At 66.7% G+C, this 18,760-nt stretch carries 20 protein-coding genes; 9 read left to right on the plus strand and 11 right to left on the minus strand.

Going from position 1 to position 18,760, the window contains the following annotated elements; translation table 11 throughout:
- Window positions 1-35: 35 nt before the first annotated feature.
- The gene (dtd, locus tag ASC93_RS23020) at window positions 36-494 is read right to left on the minus strand and encodes a D-aminoacyl-tRNA deacylase (RefSeq protein WP_056447964.1); all 459 of its coding nucleotides are present in this window, start codon (window positions 492-494) and stop codon (window positions 36-38) included.
- On the minus strand, window positions 491-1,765 hold the full coding sequence (gene tyrS / locus ASC93_RS23025) for a tyrosine--tRNA ligase (RefSeq protein ID WP_082548282.1): 1,275 nt from the start codon (window positions 1,763-1,765) through the stop codon (window positions 491-493). Before tyrS ends, dtd begins: the two co-directional genes overlap by 4 nt.
- Before the next feature lie 160 nt (window positions 1,766-1,925).
- Here tyrS and ASC93_RS23030 point away from each other — a divergent pair, with 160 nt between their 5' ends.
- The 4 genes from ASC93_RS23030 to ASC93_RS23045 all read left to right on the plus strand — a co-directional run bounded on the left by ASC93_RS23030 (window position 1,926) and on the right by ASC93_RS23045 (window position 6,064).
- Window positions 1,926-3,284: a peptidoglycan DD-metalloendopeptidase family protein gene (locus ASC93_RS23030; protein ID WP_056447966.1), complete on the plus strand. Its 1,359-nt coding sequence runs from the start codon at window positions 1,926-1,928 to the stop codon at window positions 3,282-3,284.
- 70 nt (window positions 3,285-3,354) lie between these two features.
- Window positions 3,355-4,446 (plus strand): anhydro-N-acetylmuramic acid kinase, encoded by a 1,092-nt coding sequence (locus ASC93_RS23035; RefSeq protein WP_056447969.1) that lies wholly within the window; start codon window positions 3,355-3,357, stop codon window positions 4,444-4,446.
- A gap of 224 nt (window positions 4,447-4,670) precedes the next feature.
- A complete protein-coding gene (locus ASC93_RS23040) occupies window positions 4,671-5,138 on the plus strand; it encodes a hypothetical protein (protein ID WP_056447972.1) in 468 nt (155 codons plus the stop codon).
- A complete protein-coding gene (locus ASC93_RS23045) occupies window positions 5,138-6,064 on the plus strand; it encodes a DUF2145 domain-containing protein (protein WP_056447975.1) in 927 nt (308 codons plus the stop codon). The genes ASC93_RS23040 and ASC93_RS23045 overlap by 1 nt, the downstream gene beginning before the upstream one ends.
- A 12-nt stretch (window positions 6,065-6,076) precedes the next feature.
- Here the strand turns inward: ASC93_RS23045 and ASC93_RS23050 are convergent, their stop codons facing one another.
- The 5 genes from ASC93_RS23050 to argC all read right to left on the minus strand — a co-directional run bounded on the left by ASC93_RS23050 (window position 6,077) and on the right by argC (window position 11,989).
- Window positions 6,077-8,308, minus strand: coding sequence for a glycoside hydrolase family 3 C-terminal domain-containing protein (locus ASC93_RS23050; RefSeq protein ID WP_056447978.1), 2,232 nt, complete (start codon window positions 8,306-8,308; stop codon window positions 6,077-6,079).
- A gap of 23 nt (window positions 8,309-8,331) precedes the next feature.
- Window positions 8,332-9,783 (minus strand): glycosyl hydrolase family 8, encoded by a 1,452-nt coding sequence (locus tag ASC93_RS23055; RefSeq protein ID WP_056447981.1) that lies wholly within the window; start codon window positions 9,781-9,783, stop codon window positions 8,332-8,334.
- Between the two features lie 210 nt (window positions 9,784-9,993).
- Window positions 9,994-10,365: an iron-sulfur cluster insertion protein ErpA gene (erpA, locus tag ASC93_RS23060; protein ID WP_056447984.1), complete on the minus strand. Its 372-nt coding sequence runs from the start codon at window positions 10,363-10,365 to the stop codon at window positions 9,994-9,996.
- Window positions 10,366-10,419: 54 nt separating this feature from the next.
- Window positions 10,420-10,833: a polymer-forming cytoskeletal protein gene (locus ASC93_RS23065; RefSeq protein ID WP_056447987.1), complete on the minus strand. Its 414-nt coding sequence runs from the start codon at window positions 10,831-10,833 to the stop codon at window positions 10,420-10,422.
- 118 nt (window positions 10,834-10,951) lie between these two features.
- A complete protein-coding gene (gene argC, locus ASC93_RS23070) occupies window positions 10,952-11,989 on the minus strand; it encodes an N-acetyl-gamma-glutamyl-phosphate reductase (RefSeq protein ID WP_056447990.1) in 1,038 nt (345 codons plus the stop codon).
- Between the two features lie 165 nt (window positions 11,990-12,154).
- Between argC and ASC93_RS23075 the strand changes: the two genes are divergently transcribed.
- Window positions 12,155-12,340, plus strand: a complete 186-nt coding sequence (locus ASC93_RS23075; RefSeq protein WP_056447993.1) for a hypothetical protein — start codon at window positions 12,155-12,157, stop codon at window positions 12,338-12,340.
- A gap of 150 nt (window positions 12,341-12,490) precedes the next feature.
- Here the strand turns inward: ASC93_RS23075 and rpsI are convergent, their stop codons facing one another.
- Together rpsI and rplM are read right to left on the minus strand one after the other, a co-directional pair.
- On the minus strand, window positions 12,491-12,883 hold the full coding sequence (rpsI, locus tag ASC93_RS23080) for a 30S ribosomal protein S9 (RefSeq protein ID WP_028102305.1): 393 nt from the start codon (window positions 12,881-12,883) through the stop codon (window positions 12,491-12,493).
- Window positions 12,884-12,896: 13 nt separating this feature from the next.
- Window positions 12,897-13,325, minus strand: a complete 429-nt coding sequence (gene rplM, locus ASC93_RS23085; RefSeq protein WP_036235400.1) for a 50S ribosomal protein L13 — start codon at window positions 13,323-13,325, stop codon at window positions 12,897-12,899.
- A gap of 293 nt (window positions 13,326-13,618) precedes the next feature.
- Between rplM and ASC93_RS23090 the strand changes: the two genes are divergently transcribed.
- The 4 genes from ASC93_RS23090 (at window position 13,619) to ASC93_RS23105 (ending at window position 17,480) form a co-directional block, all read left to right on the plus strand.
- On the plus strand, window positions 13,619-15,043 hold the full coding sequence (locus ASC93_RS23090) for an alpha/beta hydrolase (RefSeq protein ID WP_056447996.1): 1,425 nt from the start codon (window positions 13,619-13,621) through the stop codon (window positions 15,041-15,043).
- A gap of 14 nt (window positions 15,044-15,057) precedes the next feature.
- Window positions 15,058-15,792 (plus strand): ATP-binding cassette domain-containing protein, encoded by a 735-nt coding sequence (locus tag ASC93_RS23095; protein WP_056447999.1) that lies wholly within the window; start codon window positions 15,058-15,060, stop codon window positions 15,790-15,792.
- Window positions 15,789-16,970: an ABC transporter permease gene (locus ASC93_RS23100; protein ID WP_056448002.1), complete on the plus strand. Its 1,182-nt coding sequence runs from the start codon at window positions 15,789-15,791 to the stop codon at window positions 16,968-16,970. Before ASC93_RS23095 ends, ASC93_RS23100 begins: the two co-directional genes overlap by 4 nt.
- 87 nt (window positions 16,971-17,057) lie before the next feature.
- Entirely contained in the window at window positions 17,058-17,480 is a 423-nt protein-coding gene (locus tag ASC93_RS23105) for an OsmC family protein (protein WP_056448005.1), read from the plus strand.
- Between the two features lie 3 nt (window positions 17,481-17,483).
- On the opposite strand, the gene coq7 is transcribed toward ASC93_RS23105, so the two are convergent.
- Window positions 17,484-18,131 (minus strand): 2-polyprenyl-3-methyl-6-methoxy-1,4-benzoquinone monooxygenase, encoded by a 648-nt coding sequence (gene coq7, locus ASC93_RS23110; protein WP_056448008.1) that lies wholly within the window; start codon window positions 18,129-18,131, stop codon window positions 17,484-17,486.
- 37 nt (window positions 18,132-18,168) lie between these two features.
- Complete coding sequence (locus ASC93_RS23115) at window positions 18,169-18,621, minus strand: hypothetical protein (protein WP_056448011.1); 453 nt, start codon at window positions 18,619-18,621, stop codon at window positions 18,169-18,171.
- Between the last annotated feature and the right edge of the window lie 139 nt (window positions 18,622-18,760).

Below are 18,760 nucleotides of genomic sequence, written 5' to 3' on the forward strand. Positions count from 1 at the left end.
CGTAAGACCGCCGCCGCGGCGCGCAGTTTCCCCTTTCAGCTCGCGACCCGGGGTGGATCAATACGCAGCCAGAACGTCACCGGCCCGTCGTTGATCAGCGCCACCTTCATGTCGGCGCCGAAACGGCCCGTTTCGACGATACCGTGACGCTCGCGCGCCTGGCGCACGACATGGTCGAACAGCCGCCGCCCGTCCTCGGGCGCGGCGGCCGGGGAAAACGACGGCCGCGTGCCCGAACGGGTGTCGGCCGCCAGCGTGAACTGCGGCACGAGCAGCAGGCCGCCCGCCACGTCCGTCACGCTGCGGTTCATCTTGCCGGCGTCGTCCGAAAACACGCGGTACGTCAGCAGTTTCGCCAGCAGCGCGTCGGCCTCGCGTTCCGTGTCGCCCTTTTCCGCGCACACGAGCACCATCAGCCCGCGGCCGATGGCACCCGTGACTTCGCCGTCGACCGTAACGCTGGCCTCGCCGACCCGCTGCAGCAGGCCGATCATGCGGAGAGCGTGACGCGGGCGAACTTGCGCTTGCCCACCTGCAGCACGAACGTGCCGGCCTGGACCTGCAACGCCTTGTCGGCCACGACCGTGCCGTCGATGCGCACGCCGCCCTGGTCGATCATGCGCATGGCTTCCGAGCTGGACGCGCACAGGCCGGCCTGGCGCAGCAGCTGGGGCAGGCCCAGCGGCGCGCCTTTGACGTCGACTTCCGGCACGTCGTCCGGGATGCCGCCCTTGGAGCGGTTGACGAAGTCGGCCAGCGCATCCTCGGCGGCCTGCTGCGAGTGGAAGCGGGCGACGATTTCCTGGGCCAGCGCGACCTTCGCATCGCGCGGGTTGCGGCCGCCTGCCACCTCCGCTTTCAACGCGGCCAGATCCTGAATGGAACGGAACGACAGCAGCTCGTAGTACTTCCACATCATGACGTCCGAGATGCTCATCAGCTTGCCGAACATCGTGTTGGCCGGTTCGGTGATGCCGATATAGTTGTTCTTGGACTTGGACATCTTTTCGACGCCGTCCAGGCCTTCCAGCAACGGCATGGTCAGGATGCACTGCGGCTCCTGGCCGTAGTCTTTTTGCAGCTCGCGGCCCACAAGCAGATTAAATTTCTGGTCCGTTCCACCCAGCTCAAGGTCCGCTTTCAAAGCGACGGAATCGTAGCCCTGCATCAAAGGATAGAGGAACTCATGCACCGAGATCGGGGTCCCACTCTTGTAGCGCTTGGTGAAGTCGTCGCGCTCCATCATGCGGGCCACGGTGTAGCGCGAGGACAATTGAATCATGCCGCGCGCACCGAGCGCGTCACACCACTCGGAGTTGTAGCGGATTTCCGTGCGCGCCGCATCGAGCACGAGCGACGCCTGCTTGAAGTAGGTCGCGGCGTTGGTTTCGATCTGTTCGCGGGTCAGCGGCGGGCGGGTGGCGTTGCGGCCCGACGGGTCGCCGATCATCGACGTGAAGTCGCCGATCAGGAAGATCACCTGGTGGCCGAGGTCCTGCAGCTGGCGCAGTTTGTTCAGCACGACGGTGTGGCCGAGGTGCAGGTCGGGCGCCGTCGGATCCAGGCCCAGCTTGATGCGCAGCGGTGTGCCGCTCTGTTCCGAACGGGCCAGTTTCTGGGCAAATTCGCTCTCGATCAGCAGCTCGTCCACTCCGCGCTTGGTGATGGCGAGGGCTTCCAGGACGGCATCGCTCAGAGGCAGGAGCGCCGGGCCGGCCGCTGGCGTTGCAATTTTTGCATTACCAGAAATTTCTGGAGAAGTCATAAAAATCTTGTAGGAAAAGGGCTAAAACGGTTGTAAGACCCGGTAGTTTGATATAATTCGCGATCCCGTCAATCTTGCCGCACGAAAAGTTTCAACGACAACACTAATAACAACGACAAATGGTCTTGGGCTGTTCAAGCGGTAAATTTTAACTGATTGCATGAACCCAATACAGAAAATCACCGGCAAGCGCTGGTTTGGCCTGGCTGAAACGAGCCGCAAAACCCGCATCGTCGCCGGGGGTGCCGCAGCCCTGGCACTGTGCGCCTTCGGCGCCACCGCCGTCGCACCGATCGCACCGGACGCATCCGACATGCCGGTCAAGTCGGTCGCGCAAGACCTGCAACTGCCGAACCTGGCAGACCAGATCGCGGCCCTCCAGCAAGACCAGCAGCAATTCATCCACGAAGAACGCATCCGTCCCGGCGACTCGCTCGGCGCCGTGTTCAACCGTCTCGGCATCGAAGACCAGCAGGCCCAGGCCTTCGTCCGCGCCGACAAGGTCGCCCGCTCCATCCTCTCGCTCAAGACCGGCAAGCGCATCCAGGCCGAGACGGACGAGAACGGCCTGCTGCTGAGCCTGCACGCGACGATCGCCGACAAAGATCAGTTCAAGACCGTCACCGTGACGCGCAAGGGCGACAAATTCGTCTCCAACACGGCCCCGGCCCAGCTCGAGCGCCGCGTCGAGATGCGTTCGCGCAACATCAACAGCTCGCTGTACGCCGCCACCGACGACGCCAGCGACGGCAGCCAGATTCCGGATTCCGTCGTCAACCAGATCATCGAGATGTTCTCGACGAGCATCGACTTCCGCTCGGACCTGAAGCGCGGCGACCATTTTAATGTCGTCTACGAAACCTACTGGCTGGACGGCGAGATGGTGCGCACGGGCCGCATCCTGGCCGGCGAATTCGTCAACCGCGGCGTCGCCTACCAGTCCGTCTGGTACGAAGACCCCATCAGCCACCAGGGCAGCTACTACAGCCTGGACGGCAAGGCGCTGAAGAAAGCGTTCCTGAAATCGCCGGTGGCGTTCAACCGCATCTCGTCGGGCTTCTCGATGCGCATGCACCCGGTGTTCGGCGTCTGGAAGAAGCACGAAGGCGTCGACTTCGCGGCGCCGATGGGCACCCCGATCAAGGCGTCGGGCGACGGCGTCGTCGACTTCGTCGGCACCCAGAACGGCTACGGCAACGTGGTCATGCTCAAGCACTGGTCGAACTACAGCACGGTCTACGGCCACATGAGCCGCTTCGCCGGCGGCCTGCACCGCGGACAGAAAGTGGCGCAGGGCGACGTGATCGGCTACGTCGGCGCGACGGGCTGGGCGACGGGCCCGCACCTGCACTACGAATTCCGCATCGGCGGCCACGCCACCGACCCGATGGCGCTGAAGAACCTGCAGCAGCAGCCTTTGACGCCGGGCGAAATGAGCCGCTTCAAGATGGCCGCCGCCGAGATGTCGCACCGCTTCTCGCTGCTCTCGCCGGCCGGCAACGCGATGGCCGCACGCTGATCCTTCAGCTTTCCGATATAGACGCCTTGCACGGCATGCCGGCAAGGCGTTTTGCTTTTAGGAATCGATAATGGCATCCACCCTCTACATCGGCCTGATGTCCGGCACGAGCCTGGACGGCGTCGACGGCGTGCTGGCCGACTTTTCCGGGCGCGGCATCCGCACGCTGGACGCCGCCTTCACGCCGTTTCCGGCCGACCTGCGCGCCGAACTGATGGCCCTGCAGGCCGCCAGCGCCAACGAACTGGAGCGCGAGGCGCTGGCCGCGAACGCGCTGGCGCGCTGCTACGCCGACTGCGTCCGGACGCTGGCCGCGGCGGCGCCCGGCCCGGTCCGCGCCGTCGCCGTGCATGGCCAGACCATCCGCCACCGCCCCGAACTGGGTTTTACGCGCCAGACCAATAATCCCGCCCTGCTGGCCGAGCTCACCGGCATCGACGTCATCGCCGACTTCCGCAGCCGCGACGTCGCCGCCGGCGGCCAGGGCGCGCCCCTCGTGCCGGCGTTCCACGAAGCCCGCTTCGGCAAGCGCGGGCAGGTGCGCGTCGTCGTCAACATCGGCGGCATCGGCAACATCAGCGTGCTGCACGGCGACGGCCGCGTGAACGGCTACGACACCGGCCCCGGCAACGTGCTGATGGATTTGTGGATCGCGCGCCACCGCGGCCTCCCGTACGACCAGGATGGCGCCTGGGCGGCCACCGGCCAGGTCGACACGCCCCTGCTCGACCTCCTGCTGGACGAACCGTACTTTCGCCAGCCGCCGCCCAAGAGCACGGGCCGCGACCTGTTCCACGCGCAATGGCTCGATGCGAAGCTGGCGCAGCGTCCGGGCGTGGCGCCGGCCGACGTGCAGGCAACGTTGACGCGGCTGACGGCCGTGACCATCGCCCGCGCCATCCGGGACGAGGCCGCCGCGCAGGCCGTCTACGTCTGCGGCGGCGGCGCCTACAACGGCGTGCTGCTGCGCGACATCGCCGCCGCGCTCGGCGGGGGGATTCCCGTCGCGTCGACCGAGACGCTGGGCGTCGCGCCGAACCGCGTCGAAGCCCTCGCCTTCGCCTGGCTGGGCTACCGTTTCCTGCGCCGCCAGCCGGGCAATCTGCCGGCGGTGACGGGGGCGGCAGGGCCGCGCATCCTGGGCGCCTTGTATCCGGCCTGACGCCGTTTGCGACAAAACCACGGACGCCTCCGCAGGGCGGGCATTTGGGGCCGGGGGCCCCAAATGAAACGTGCCCACGCGCGACGTTCGCGTCGCGCATGCATCCGCGTGGGCGGAGGACCGCCCACCCTACGATATTTGGTGCGACAAAACCACGTGCGCCTTCTCAGCGGCACGCGGCACTTGTACCATTGTGACTACCCAATACGCTTGAGAAAGACATCATGACCTTCACGAATCTCACCCGCGCGCTCGCCCTGGCCCTGGCCGCGGCCGCCTTCTCCATCCCCGCCCACGCCGACAGCGTCGCCTCGTCCGCCTCCAGCGCGGGCTCGGCCTCGTCGGGCAGCATCTCCGATTCGATCGGCGGCTCCAGCAACAGCTCGAACGGCGACAACAAGCGCGCGGAGACCGGCCCGTACCGCGTGATCGACGTCGCCCAGGCCCCGGCCAAGGCTGGCGTCACGCGCATCACGCTGCGCGCCGCCGCGGGCGATGCGGCCACCGAGTTCTGGGTCGACGTCCCCGACCGCGCGCTGGCCGACCGCCGCGTCGACAAGGGGCAAATCGTGCAGGTGAACGAGCGCGTGTACGGCTACGAATTCGCGTACGGCGACACGCACAAACCCTTCTTCCTCGCGCTGCAGGACGACTGGTATCGCGAACTCGCCTCGCGCAAAGTGACGATCTGATGCTGCCGCGGCTCGTTGCGGCCGCGCTCCTGTTCTTCCTGAGCGCGGGCGCATGGGCCGGCATCCCGACGTTCTGCGACCGCGCCGACAAGGTGACGGCCGCGGACCAGGACCGCGTGCTGCGCTTCGCCGCGGCCGTCAAGGACGAACTGGCGCGCTCGGGCAGCAGCATCGCGCTCGTGGCGCGCGCGGGCCTGGACCTTTCCCGCTTCGGCCTGCTGTACTCGCACGCCGGCATCGCCCTGAAGGACAATCCCGGCGGCCCGTGGGCCGTGCGCCAGTTGTATTACGCGTGCGACGAATCGCGCCCGCGCCTGTTCGACCAGGGCATGTCCGGCTTCGTGCTCGGTGCCGACGCCCCGACGCACGGCCACGTCGCCCTGCTGTTCCCGCCCGAAGCGGACAGCGCGCTGCTCGAACGGGCCGCGCTCGACAAACCCCTCGCGCTCGCGCTGCTGGGCGACAGCTACAGCGCGAACGCCTATGCCTTCGGCACGCGCTACCAGAACTGCAACCAGTGGGTTGCGGAGCTGCTCGCGTTCGCCTGGGGACACCTCGCCGGGACGGGCGGGTCGAGCGGGACGGGCGGGTCGAGCGCCCCGCGCGTGCGCGCGCAAACGTGGCTGCGCGCGCAAGGCTACGCGGCCACGCCCGTCAGGATTCCCTCGCACTGGACGATGTTCGCCGGCCAGTTCGTGCCGCTCGTGCACGTGGGCGACCATCCGCTCGACGACATCCATGCCCTCGCGCTGCACATCAGCGTGCCGACGACGATCGAGGACTTCGTGCACCGCGAAGCGCCGCGGACGCGCCGCGTCGAGCTGTGCCACGACGAGCGCCACATCGTCGTGCACCGCGGCTGGGAGGCGCTCGGCGCGGGCTGCGAACCGCTGCCGGGCGACGACGTCATCGCCCTCGCGCCCTGACGCCCGTCTTCATCACTCCTTGTGCACGGCGCTCCACACCATATCGGGCAGCGTGACGTCCACCGACACCGGCAGGTCGTCCGCCGCCTGCCCGAACAGCACGCGGTAGGTGCCCGCACGGATGCGCCAGCTGTTGTCCGCGACTTCGTACGTGGCCAGCAGGCGCGGATCGACGGCCTGCGTGAACGTGCCGGCGGCGCCGGCCCGCAGGTCGAGCTTCCGGAACGCGACCAGGCGCTTCGGCGCTTCCCAGCCCGACGCCTTCACGTCCGCCGGCGCGACATACACCTGCACGACGCCCTTGCCGGCCAGGCCGCCCGTGTTGCGCAGCGCGGCGCCGACCGTCAGCGCGCCGTTGGCGACGTTCGCCTTCGGCGCCGCGACGGCGAAGCGCGTATAGCTCAGGCCATGGCCGAATGCGAATAACGGTTTATACCCTTTCGCGTCGTACCACTTGTAGCCGATCGCGGCGCCTTCGTCGTAGGTGATGTGGACGGGGACGCCGTCCTTGTGGCCGAAGCCGGGAATCTCCGCATGCGCCAGTTGCGCGTCCGAAGCGGGGAAGCTGATCGGCAGGTGGCCGGACGGATTCACTTTACCCGTCAGGATGCGCGCGATCGCCTCGCCGCCGCGGATGCCGGGATAGAACGCTTCCAGCACGGCCGGCACCTGGTTCAGCCACGGCATCAGGATCGCGCCGCCCGATTCCACGACGACGACGGTCCTCGGGTTCGCGCGCGCGACGGCGGCGACCAGCGCATCCTGGCTGCCGTCCAGTTCCAGCTTGCCGTCGAAGCCCTCGCCCATCCACTGCGTCACGAACACGACGGCGACGTCGGACTGCTTCGCCAGCGCGACGGCGGCCCCGATGTCCGTGCCGCTCGCGTAGCCGATCTTCGACGCCGGCAGCTCGGTTTTCAACGCCGCCAGCGGCGACGAGGGCATGTACACGACGGGACCCGGCCACGTCTTGGGCGCCAGGTCCGGCACGGCATTGCCGCCGACCGGCGTCACGCCGGACGATCCGCCGCCGGCCAGCACGCCCTTGTCCGCATGGCCGCCGATGACGGCCACCGACTTCACGTTCGCGAGCGGCAGCAGGTTCTTCTCGTTCTTCAGCAGCACCAGGGATTCCTCGGCGGCGCGCTGCGACACGGCGGCGTGCGCAGCGAAATCGATCTTGCCGACTTGCGGCGGATCGTCGAAGGTGCCCGTCTGGAACAGCGGCCACAGGATGCGCTGCGCCATGTCGTCCAGGCGCCGCATCGAGACTTCGCCGCGCTCCATCGCCTGCTTGAAATTCCTGGCCGAATAGAACGGACCGTGGTGGTTGCAGCACGGGTAGCCCGTGAACTGGTCGAGGCCATAGTTCGCGGCGTCCGCCGTCGAGTGCACGGCGCCCCAGTCGGCCATCACATAGCCCTTGAATTTCCAGTCCTGCTTCAGTGTCTTGTTCAGCAGGTATTCGTTCTCGCACGCCCAGCGCCCGTTCACGAGGTTGTACGAGCACATCACCGAGCCCGGCTTCGCCAAGTCGTTGAGGATCTCGAACGCCAGCAGGTCGGACTGGCGCATCGCCTCGGGCGAGATCGTGACGTCGACCGTCGTGCGCTGGCTTTCCTGGTCGTTGATGGCGAAGTGCTTCATCGTCGACACCATGTGGCGCGACTGGATGCCGTTCACGAGCCCCGCCGCCATGCGTCCGGCCAGCAGCGGATCTTCGCCCACGTATTCGAAGTTGCGGCCATTGCGCGGCTCGCGCGCCAGATTGGCGCCGCCGGCCAGGAAGGTGTTGAAGCCGGACGCGCGCGCCTCGTCGGCGATCATGCGCCCGCCCGCTTCGGAGACGGCCGGATCGAAGCTGGCCGCCGTCGCCAGCGACGACGGCAGCGCCGTGCGTTCCATGCCGCTCACGCGCACGCCGATCGACGCGTCGGTCTGCCACTGTCCCGGAATGCCCAGGCGCGCGATGCCCGGCACGTAGCCGGCCGAGCCCCTGATCTCGTGCGCCGCCACGTCGGCTTTCACGCTTGCCGGCACGACATCGTCCGGCTGCTTGGCCAAGTCTTCCTTGCCCGTGTAGCTGACGATCAACAGGAGCTTTTCGTCGAGCGTCATGGCGGCGACGGCCGCGCGGGCGCGCTCGTCGGCGGATTTGGACTTGTCGAGCCAGGGGCGGTCCTGCGCCTGGGCGCCCATCGCCGTGCAGGCGAGAAGAACGGCGACGGTCGTTTGTTTCATCATGCTTGTCTCCTTGTTGTCGGTCTTTATTTGCGGGCGGCGTCGAGCACGCGGAATTCGCCCGCCAGGTGCATCATGCTCATCAAGTGCAACATGCCGTCGAAGTAGCGCTGCTCGCCGCTCGGCACGGGCGTGTCCCACAGCGCGCGCAGGAAGTCGTCGGACACCTGTCCCGGCGTGGCGGCCAGGCTCCCGACGGCGGCCGCTGCCAGCATCCCGGTCGAATGGCGGTCCGACAGCGGCTTGCCGTCCAGCGTGTAGCGGTCGGCGAAGCGGTCGACGCCCTGCGTGGCCAGGAAGCGCTGCAGGCGGTCGGACAGCGCCTGCTGGCGCGGGTCCTTGTTCCACCAGCTGCGGTCGACGGACCAGTTGCTGATCGTGCGCCAGCTGTCGTAGGCGAAGATGCCGGGGCTGCCGTCCCAGCTCTTCAAGGGCGTGCCGTCGAAGTCGGCGCGGTCGGGACCGAGGCCGGTCGCGGGGTCGGCCGTCCTGACGAAGAAGTCGCGGCTGGCAGCCGCCGCGCGGGCCCAGAACGCGCGGTCTTCGCGCGGCCCCCAGCGTGCCCACAGCTCGTAGAACGCGGGCAGGTGGTAGGACGGATCGGTGCCGGGGATGAACGTCTCGGGCACGAAGCGGACCATCGCGTGCGCCTCGTCGACCATCGGTCCGACCGTCACCGCGCGCGGTGCGCGGCGCGGGCGGTGCGGGGGCCACGGTTTGCCGGCCGTCCCGGCGGCGGCCTGTTCGCGGCGGTTGTTCGGGCTGGGCCACGGCGCGTCCGGCTCGACGAACGGCGCGTCGCCCGGGTGGATGCGGAACGGCGGCGTGGCCGTCACGACGGGGTGGTGGCGCATGCCGCGCAGGATGGTATCGGCTTCGCGCTGGTAATCGTAGATGCCCTTGCCGTTGCCCCAGCGGCGCGCGGCGAAATACAGGGCCATCGCATAGTATTCCTCGCCGTCCGGCGCGGCCCCGGTGGCGCGCGGCGTGCCGTCCGTATTCATCGACCACGCGAAATAGCCGCGCGACGGGTTGGCCGGATCGGTCGTCAGCATATAAGTCTTCGACCAGTTCCACAGCGCGTCGAATTCGCGCTTCTTGTCCAGTTGGACGGCGATCATCATGCCGTAGCTCATGCCCTCGGTGCGGACATCGTTGTTGGCCCAGTCCGTGATGTAGGCCAGCGTGCCGTTCGCGTTCGCCCCCGTCTCGAAATACACGCGCTGTTCCTGGCCGTCGCCGTGGAACAGTTGCTGGAACGTGTTCTCGATCCGCGCATGCGTTTCTTGCGGACTGCGGCCCAGGCGTTCGGCGAACAGGTTGCGGTAGCGTTGCGTCCGGTAGGCGCCGGCGCCGTCGTCGACGGCTTGTGCCGCGCCGACTGCGGACGCGGCGGTTGCCGGTTGCGCCTGGGCCGCACCGGCCCAGGCAACGATGATAGCGATAACACCGCCAAGTAAAATGAATGCCCTCGACATTGTTTTTCTTTCGTTTTTTTGGGTTGTGTGTCTCCTTGCCGCCACGCCCGCGCGCAGCGGACGCCCATCGGCGCAATCAGTGTACTACGGCTAGTTGCCTATCAGCCATCGATTAGATTGTCATTACGGCAGCATCCAACACTGTGCCGGGACGAAAAAAAACCGCCCCGGCACGGCCGGAGCGGTTTTTCGTGTCGGTGCGCGCGTGGCTTACGCGGAGAACGACGAACCGCAGCCGCAGGTCGACGTGGCGTTCGGGTTCTTGATGACGAACTGGGCGCCTTCGAGGTCGTCCTTGTAGTCGATCTCGGCGCCGACCAGGTACTGGTAGCTCATCGAGTCGATCAGCAGCATGACGCCGTTCTTTTCCATCGTCGTGTCGTCTTCGTTCACGATCTCGTCGAAGGTGAAGCCGTACTGGAAGCCCGAGCAACCACCGCCCTGCACGAAGACGCGCAGTTTCAGGTCGGGATTGCCTTCTTCCTCGATCAGCTGAGCAACTTTCTGGGCAGCGCTGTCGGTGAAATTGATGGGCGAGGGAATCGTGTCTTGCGCGTTTTGTACTTCGGCGACTGCGTTCATGGATAAACTCCTGATTGGATTCGGATTTCGTCCATTATAGACCGTTGGCGCCGGTCATGCTGAAGCCCCTTCGGCCGCCACGCCGAGATGAAAAACGGGCTCGGGGGCCGGCGCCAGGTCGGTCTGGTGCGTCAATTTGCCGGTGACGAGGGCGCCGCCGTGCATTTCCAGCAGGCGGTAATGGACATCCCCATGTATGCGGCCTTTCGGCTGCAATTCAAGGAGTTCGGACGAATACACCGTCCCCGCGATATAGCCGTTGACCACCAGGTTGGCGCAACGGACCTCGCCCTCGATGCGCGCGTGTTCGGAAACGATCAGCACGCTCTCGTTGCCGTCCGCGGCGACCACGTTGCCGTGCACCTCGCCGTCGATGCGCAGGCCGCCGGTGAACACCAGATCCCCTTCGATGCGTGCGGAAATACCGATCAGGCTATCGATTTCGCTTTTTGCGTTACGACCGAACATGTTGTCCCCCGTGCGTGTGGCGTCGACGTCAAAACTCAGTCCAACGGTCAATGTACCGTCGCCAACACTTGCCGCCTTGATCTGCGTCTTGTGGCCTGGGGGTGCGCGGTCCGGGGTCTTACGGCAGCAGCGCGATCTGCTTCAGGCCGGTGCTTTCCGGCACGCCGAACATCAGGTTCATGCACTGCACGGCCTGGCCGGCCGCGCCTTTGACCAGGTTGTCCTGCACGACGAGGATGACGACCGTGTTGCCGTTGTCCGGACGGTGCAGCGCGATGCGCAGCATGTTCGAACCGCGCGTCGAGCGGGTTTCCGGATGCGAGCCGAACGGCATCACGTCGACGAATTCCGCGTCCTTGTACTGCGCTTCGAACAACGCTTGCAGGGCGTCGTTCGTGATGTCCTGGGTGAGGCGCGCGTACAGGGTCGAATGCATGCCGCGGATCATGGGCACGAGGTGCGGCGTGAAGATCAGGCCGACTTTCTGGTCCGTGTAGCGCTGCAGCTGGGCCGACGTCTCCGGCGTGTGGCGGTGGCCGTGCACGCCGTAGGCCTTGAAATTGTCGCTGGCTTCCGAGAACAGCGTGCCGATCTCGGCCTTGCGACCGGCGCCGGACACGCCCGACTTGCTGTCGGCGATCAGGTTGCCGGCATCGACGATGCCGGCCTTCAGCAGCGGATAGAACCCCAGCTGCATCGTGGTCGGGTAGCAGCCGGGGTTGGCGATCAGGCGGGCCTTCTTGATGTCGTCGCGGTTCAGTTCCGGCAGGCCGTACACGGCTTCTTCCAGCAGGTCGGGCGCGCTGTGCGGGATCTTGTACCACTTCTCGAACGTGGCCTGGTCCTTCAGGCGGAAGTCGGCGGCCAGGTCGATCACTTTCACGCCGGCGGCGATCAGCTCGGGCGCCTGGGCCATGGCGACGCCGTGCGGGGTCGCGAAGAACACGACGTCGCACTGCTTCAGGTCGGCCTTGTCCGGGCTCGAGAACGCGAGGTCGACGTGGCCGCGCAGCGAGGGAAACATGTCGGCGACGGGCAGGCCGTCTTCCTTGCGCGACGTGATGGCGGTCAGCTGCGCCTCGGGGTGGGCAGCAAGCAGGCGCAGCAATTCCACGCCCGTGTAGCCGGTGCCGCCAACGATGCCAACTTTGATCATGCTGTTTCCCCTTGGTAAATGAATATGTTCTGTTCGAGCCCGCAATTTTAGCAGGCTGCCACGGCGCGTGCTGCCCACGACGTTTCGCCTGACGCTGATCACACGTACACGAACGATGCGGGCGCGCCGTCGTTCTGGCTCACGAACCTGGCGGCCGACTGGCGCATGAAGTCGTTCGGCATGCTGCAGGACTTGTCGCTGCAGGCAAACGTGAGCAACCTGTTCGACAAAAACCACCTGAGCACGATCGGCTCGAACGGCTTCGTCACGAGCGACCCGAACGGCACCTTCGCCACGCTGCTGGCCGGGGTGCCGCGCCAGTTCTTCGTCACCCTGAACGGCAAACCGTAACCGGGGTCAGAGCCCGTTTTTTGGAAATTGCCTGAAACAGGGCTCTGACCCCGAATTTGCTGACCCCGAATTTGGGCAACAAAAAAGCCGCCGGCTTTGCAGCGGGCGGCTTTTCGTTTCGGCAGCAGCGCAAACGCGCTGCAGATCCGATTAACGCTTCGAGAATTGCTTTGCGCGACGTGCTTTGCGCAGACCAACTTTCTTACGCTCGACTTCACGGGCATCACGGGTGACGAAACCGGCACGTGCCAGGTCGCCCTTGAGGCCTGCGTCGTAGTCGATCAGTGCGCGGGTGATGCCGTGGCGCACTGCACCTGCCTGGCCGGACTCGCCGCCGCCATGCACGTTGACTTTGATGTCGAAACGCTCGACGTTGCCGGTCAGTTCCAGCGGTTGACGGATGACCATCAGGCCGGTTTCGCGCGAGAAGTATTCGGCGGCCGGTTTGCCGTTCACGATGATCTGGCCGGTGCCAGCTTTGATGAACACACGGGCCACTGCACTCTTGCGACGGCCGGTGCCGTAGTTGTAGTTACCGATCATGTCAGTTCCTTACTTAGATTTCGAGTGCTTTGGGTTGCTGGGCAGCGTGCGGGTGGGTGGCTTCCGCATACACTTTCAGCTTCTTGATCATTGCGTAGCCCAGCGGGCCCTTCGGCAGCATGCCTTTGACGGCCTTTTCCAGGGCACGGCCCGGGAAGCGCTGTTGCATTTTCAGGAAGTTGGTTTCGTAGATACCGCCCGGGTAGCCCGAGTGACGGTAGTACTTCTTGTCGTTGGCTTTGGTGCCGGTCACGCGCAGTTTGCCTGCGTTGACGACGACGATGAAATCACCGGTATCGACGTGCGGAGTAAATTCCGGCTTGTGTTTGCCGCGCAGTCGGAGTGCCACTTCGCTGGCAACACGTCCGAGGACTTTGTCCGTCGCGTCAATCACGTACCAATCGCGCTGGACTTCATGGCCCTTAGCGGAAAAAGTTTTCATGTTGACTTCCTAATATAGGGGTAGTAATGCTCGAATGGTGGTTCCGCGGGCGATACTGCTTCGCGGACTCTGCCTTATTGTCTTTTCCCGAGCAAATGGAAAGCCCACGACTATAGCCGATTTCTCACCCGACCGTCAAGCCACCTACCCTAGCGCACTGGGCTGGAGGCAACGCAATTCCCTGTGGGAATACCCGGCCTAGACTCCCACGCTGGGTCATGCAATTTTGCAACTTTTCATTGACCGAGAAATCGATGTCAAATTAGTATGGTCCGCATCGACGAGGAGACTATTTGTTGAAATCCATCCTGTTCCTGGGCGCACTGCTGGCCACGCTTCCGGCCGCGGCGGCGACGCCCGCGGCACCGGCGCAGACGCGCAGCTGCCACCTGCCCGGCGTCGAGGAAGCCCTGCGCTGCCTCACCTTGCCCGTCCCGCTCGAACCCGGCAAGCCCGCCACCCTGAACCTGCACGTGACGATCGCGCCCGCCTTGCGCCAGGGCGCGCGGCCGGACCCGCTGTTCGTGCTGGCCGGCGGTCCCGGCGAAGCGGGCAGCGACGTCCTGCCCCTGCTCTCCACCGCCTTCAGGCGCGTGCGCGCCACGCGCGACATCGTGTTCATCGACCAGCGCGGCACTGGCCTGTCCGGCAAGCTCGACTGCCCGTCCGACAGCGACGAGGATGCGCAGCTCAGCGATCTGGAGGCGGACGCCGCCCTGCGCCGCTGCATCGCGGCCAGCAAAGCCCCGTTTGCCGCCTACACGACGGCCGCCGCCGCGCGCGACATCGAAGCCGTGCGCCGCGCACTGGGCTTCGGGCGCATCAACCTGTGGGGCGGCTCGTACGGCACCCGCCTCGCGCAGGCCTATGCGCGCGCCTACCCGGCCGGCGTGCGCACGCTGACACTGGATGCCGTGGCCGCGCCCGACCAGGTGATCCCGGCCGGCGGCCACGACGCCCAGGCCGCGCTCGACCGGTTGTTCGCGCAGTGCGCCAGCGATGCCGCCTGCGCCCACGCCTACCCGAACCTGCGCGGCGAATTCGACGCCCTCGTCGCGAGGCTCGATGCCGGGCCGCTGACGCTGAACCTGCCCGACCCGCGCACGGCGCGCCAGGTCGACGTCACGATGACGAGCGCGCGCCTGCTCGACACCGTGCGCAACATGCTGTATTCGCCGGCCGACGCGCGCCGCCTGCCCTTCCTCGTGCACAGCGCCAGCGCGGGCCGCTGGCAGCCGTTCGTCGCACGCCGCAACCTGGCCGCCGACTTCGCCGCCGAAGGCGCGCCGGCCACGCTGCTGCACCTGGCCGTCGTCTGCGCCGAGGACATGCCGCGCTTTACGCCCGCCCTGGCGGCCGCGGATGCGAGTCCACTGACGCGCACCCTCGCCGACCGCCTCAAAGGACTGTGCCGCGCGATGAACGTGCCGGCCGTGCCGTACGTCGCGCCCACGCGCATCGCCGCGCCGGCGCTGCTGCTGTCGGGGGCCCTCGATCCCGTCACGCCGCCGCGCCGCGCCCAGGACGCCGCGCGCTTCATGGCCAAGGCCCAGCTGCTGACGGCGCCCAACGTCGGCCACGGCGTGTCGCAACTGGGCTGCGCGCCGCGCCTGCTGCGCGCCTTCCTCGACCGGCCCGAGGCCAGCATCGACGGCGCCTGCCTGAACGAGATCCCGGCCCCGACCTTCCAGCTCGGCAGCGCCGGGCCGCAACCCTGACGAATCCCAACCCCATGATCGAAGCACACGAAGTCCGCAAACAGTTCGGCGCCGTGCAGGCGCTGGGAGGCGTCAGCTTCACGGCGCGCGACGGCAACATCACGGCCCTGCTGGGCCCCAACGGCGCCGGCAAGACGACCCTGCTGCGCACCCTCGTCGGCATGCTGAAACGCGACCACGGCACCATTCTCGTGGACGGCGTCGACCCGGAACGCGATCCGCTCGCCGTACGCGCCAACATCGGCTTCCTGACCGACCAGTTCGGGCTGTACGAGCGCCTGTCCACGCGCGAATACCTCACGTATTTCGGGGAACTGAACGGCATGGAGGACGGCGACCTGCGCCAGCGCATCGACGAAGTCTCGGAGATGCTCGCGATGGACGACATCCTGGAACGGCGCAGCAAGGGCTTTTCGCAGGGCCAGCGCATCAAGGTGGCCCTCGCGCGCGCGCTGCTGCACCGCCCGCGCCACCTGCTGCTGGACGAGCCCACGCGCGGCCTGGACGTGATGAGCACGCGCGCCGTGCGCCACGCACTGTCCGCCCTGCGCGCGCAGGGCTGCTGCGTCGTGATGGCCACGCACGTGATGCAGGAAGTCAGCCATTTGTGCGACGACGTGATCGTCATCGCCAAGGGCCATACCGTGGCGCAGGGCACGCCGGCCGACCTGTGCCGGCGCACCGGCATCGCCAACCTGGAAGACGCCTTCGTGCGCCTGGTCGGCACCGACGAAGGGATCGTCGCATGAAATCCAGATTCCTCGTGGTGTTTCGCAAAGAGTTCAAGGAATCGCTGCGCGACAAGCGCTCGCTCGGCCTGCTGGCCCTGTTCACGCTGATGTATCCGGTGCTGCTGGGCGTCCTGCTGCACCAGTGGATCGAGCGCGCCACGCGGCCCGAGCGCGAAGGCATCGTGCTGGCCGTGATCGGCGGCGCCCAGGCGCCGACCCTGATGGCCCAACTGAAGCAGAAGAACATCACCATCCACGACACGCCGCCGCTGGACGAAGCGGCCATCGGCGAGCTGCTGCGCGCCCGCAAGGCGGCCGCCGTGCTGCGCCTGCCGGGCAAGTACGCCACCGACTACGAAGCGATGCGGCCGGCCCGCATCGAGCTGTGGTTCGATTCGTCGACGGAGCAGGACGGCCGGCGCGACGTCGAGGACGTGCTGAACGCCTACGGCGCCAACGTCGCCAGCGCGCGCCTGCTGGCGCACGGCGTGTCGCCGGCCGCGCTGTCGCCCGTGCAGGTGCAGCGCTACGACACGGGCACCACCGCCGCGCGCTCGGCCGGCGTCATCGGCGGCGTCCTCGGCTTCCTGTTCTTCCCCGCGTTCATCTGCGGCCTGTCGGCGGCGGTGGATTCCACGGCGGGCGAGCGCGAACGCCGCTCGCTCGAAGTGCTGATGGCGCAGCCCGTGCGCACGTGGGAACTCGTCGGCGGCAAATGGCTGGCCGCCGCCGCGCTGGCCGTCATCGGCATCACGCTGGAGCTGATGCTGGCGCATGGCATCCTGTCGTGGATGCCGCTGGAAGAAATCGGCATGAGCTGGCGCGTGGGCTGGGGACGGCTGCTGCTCGTCTGCCTGGCGTCCGTGCCGCTGTCGCTGTTCGCGGCCGCCATGCAGATCGCGGTGGCGATGAACGCGCGCTCGTTCAAGGAAGCGCAGAGCGTGCTGTCGATCGTGATGCTGGTGCCGATGCTGCCGGGGCTCGCGGTGTCGATGCTGGAGCTGAAGACGGCGTCGTGGATGTACCTCGTGCCGATGCTGTCGAACCAGACCTTGCTGCGCGAGACGGCCAAGGGCGGCGACATCGGCTTCCTGCCGTTCGTGCTGACGTTCCTGTGTTCAGGCGTGGCGGCGTGGGCGGCCGTCGCGTTCGCCGCCTGGCGCATGAAGAGCGAGCGCTACGTGCTGGCCGTCTGAACGATGGAATGCGGCCCGGCCAGCACGGTGCGCCGCGCTGGCTTAGAATGGACGCCCTCGTCAACACACACTCAAGCGGAGAATTCGATGGAAGTCAAAGTCAGCTGGAACGGACCGTCCGGGATGAGCTTCCGGGCCGAGACCGGCTCCGGCCACCTGGTCAACATGGATGGCGCGCCCGAAGGCGGCGGCCACAACCTGGCGCCGCGCCCGATGGAAATGGTGCTGCTGGGTACCGGTGGATGCACCGCCTACGACGTCGTGCTGATCCTCAAGCGCAGCCGCGAGGACGTGCGCGGCTGCGACGTCACGTTGAAGGCCGAACGCGCCGAGACGGATCCGAAAGTGTTCACGAAGATCCACTTCCACTTCATCGTCACGGGCCGCGACCTCAAGCCGGCGACCGTCGAGCGGGCCGTCAACCTGTCGCACGACAAATACTGCTCGGCGTCGATCATGCTGGCCAAGACGGCCGAGATCACGCATTCCTTCGAGATCGTCGAAGGATAAGCCTCAAATGTAATACGCCGCCGTGGTCATCACCCTGGACATGGCGCGCATCGCCGCCTTGACGGGCAACGGCATCTCGGCGGCACCCATCGCTTCGGCCTTGGCGCCGTGCGCGATCTCGTCGTCGCGCATCTGGGTGACGATCGCGCGCGACTTCGCGTCGTGCGGCGGCAGCTGCTCGAGGTGGCTGTTCAGGTGCGCCTCGACCTGGCGCTCCGTCTCGACGACGAAACCGAGGCTGACGGCGTCGCCCAGGCGCGATGCGACCGTCCCGAGCGCGTAGGCGCCGGCATACCACAGCGGATTCAGCAGGCTCGGCTGCGAGCCCAGTTCGGCCAGGCGCTCGGCCGTCCAGGCCAGGTGATCTTCTTCCTCGCGTCCGGATTGCGCGAACTGCGCGCGCATGGCGTTCGTGGACGCGCGCCGGCCCTGCGCATCGTACAAGGCTTGCGCACACACTTCCCCCACGTGGTTCACGCGCATCAGGCCCGCGCTGTGGCGCTGTTCCTGGGCATTCAGCTCGCAGTCCGGGGCCGACACGCCCGGATTCGGGCGCGCGGCCTTCGCCACGCCGCCCATGACGCGCAACGCCTTGTCGAAGCCGACGATCAGGTGGTCGAGAGGATGGAGGATGCGGGGTGCGGTTGCCATGAGATGCCTTTTCAGCCAGGTTGTTCGATAAGCCGAATTATATGCCCTCGGTCGCCGCGCCTCCGTCCCTTGTCTTCTGCGCAAGCTTCTGCGCCTCCAGCCAGTCGTGCAACGGCCCGTCCACCTCCAGCTTCGAGATGTTCTTCGCCACGCCCAGGTTCAGTTCCAGCAGAAACGGGATCGAATCGCGCGGCACGTCGCTGCACGTGCTGGTGAACGCCGCCATGAAGCGCTCGGATTGCACCACCGGCAAGACGCGCTGGCCGCTCATGAATTGCAGGATGCTCGTGATCGTGTGGCCGGCGCCGATCGTGTGGTAGATGAACCGGTTGAAGTCGCGGTCCACCGTCTTGAAATCGATGGCTTCCTTCGTCATCAGTCCGGCCAGATAGTACAGGCCGAGGGCGACGCGGAACCAGTCCGTCGATTCGGCCCGGGTGCGGCCCTGGCGCGTGACGGCCAGGACCTTGTCCTTGATGAGAGTATCCATGGGGCCATTATGCGCCTGTCCGGATAGCACCGGCAATGTTGCCAAAGTGGACAGAAAGCATGCCGTACCGTATGCTGGCCGGCATCCTGCTCCCGCTTTTCTGCACTCTGGACTTGTGAAAACGCCGTGTGTCGCACAG

Source organism: Massilia sp. Root335, from assembly GCF_001425685.1.
Taxonomy (GTDB): Bacteria; Pseudomonadota; Gammaproteobacteria; order Burkholderiales; family Burkholderiaceae_D; genus Telluria; species Telluria luteola.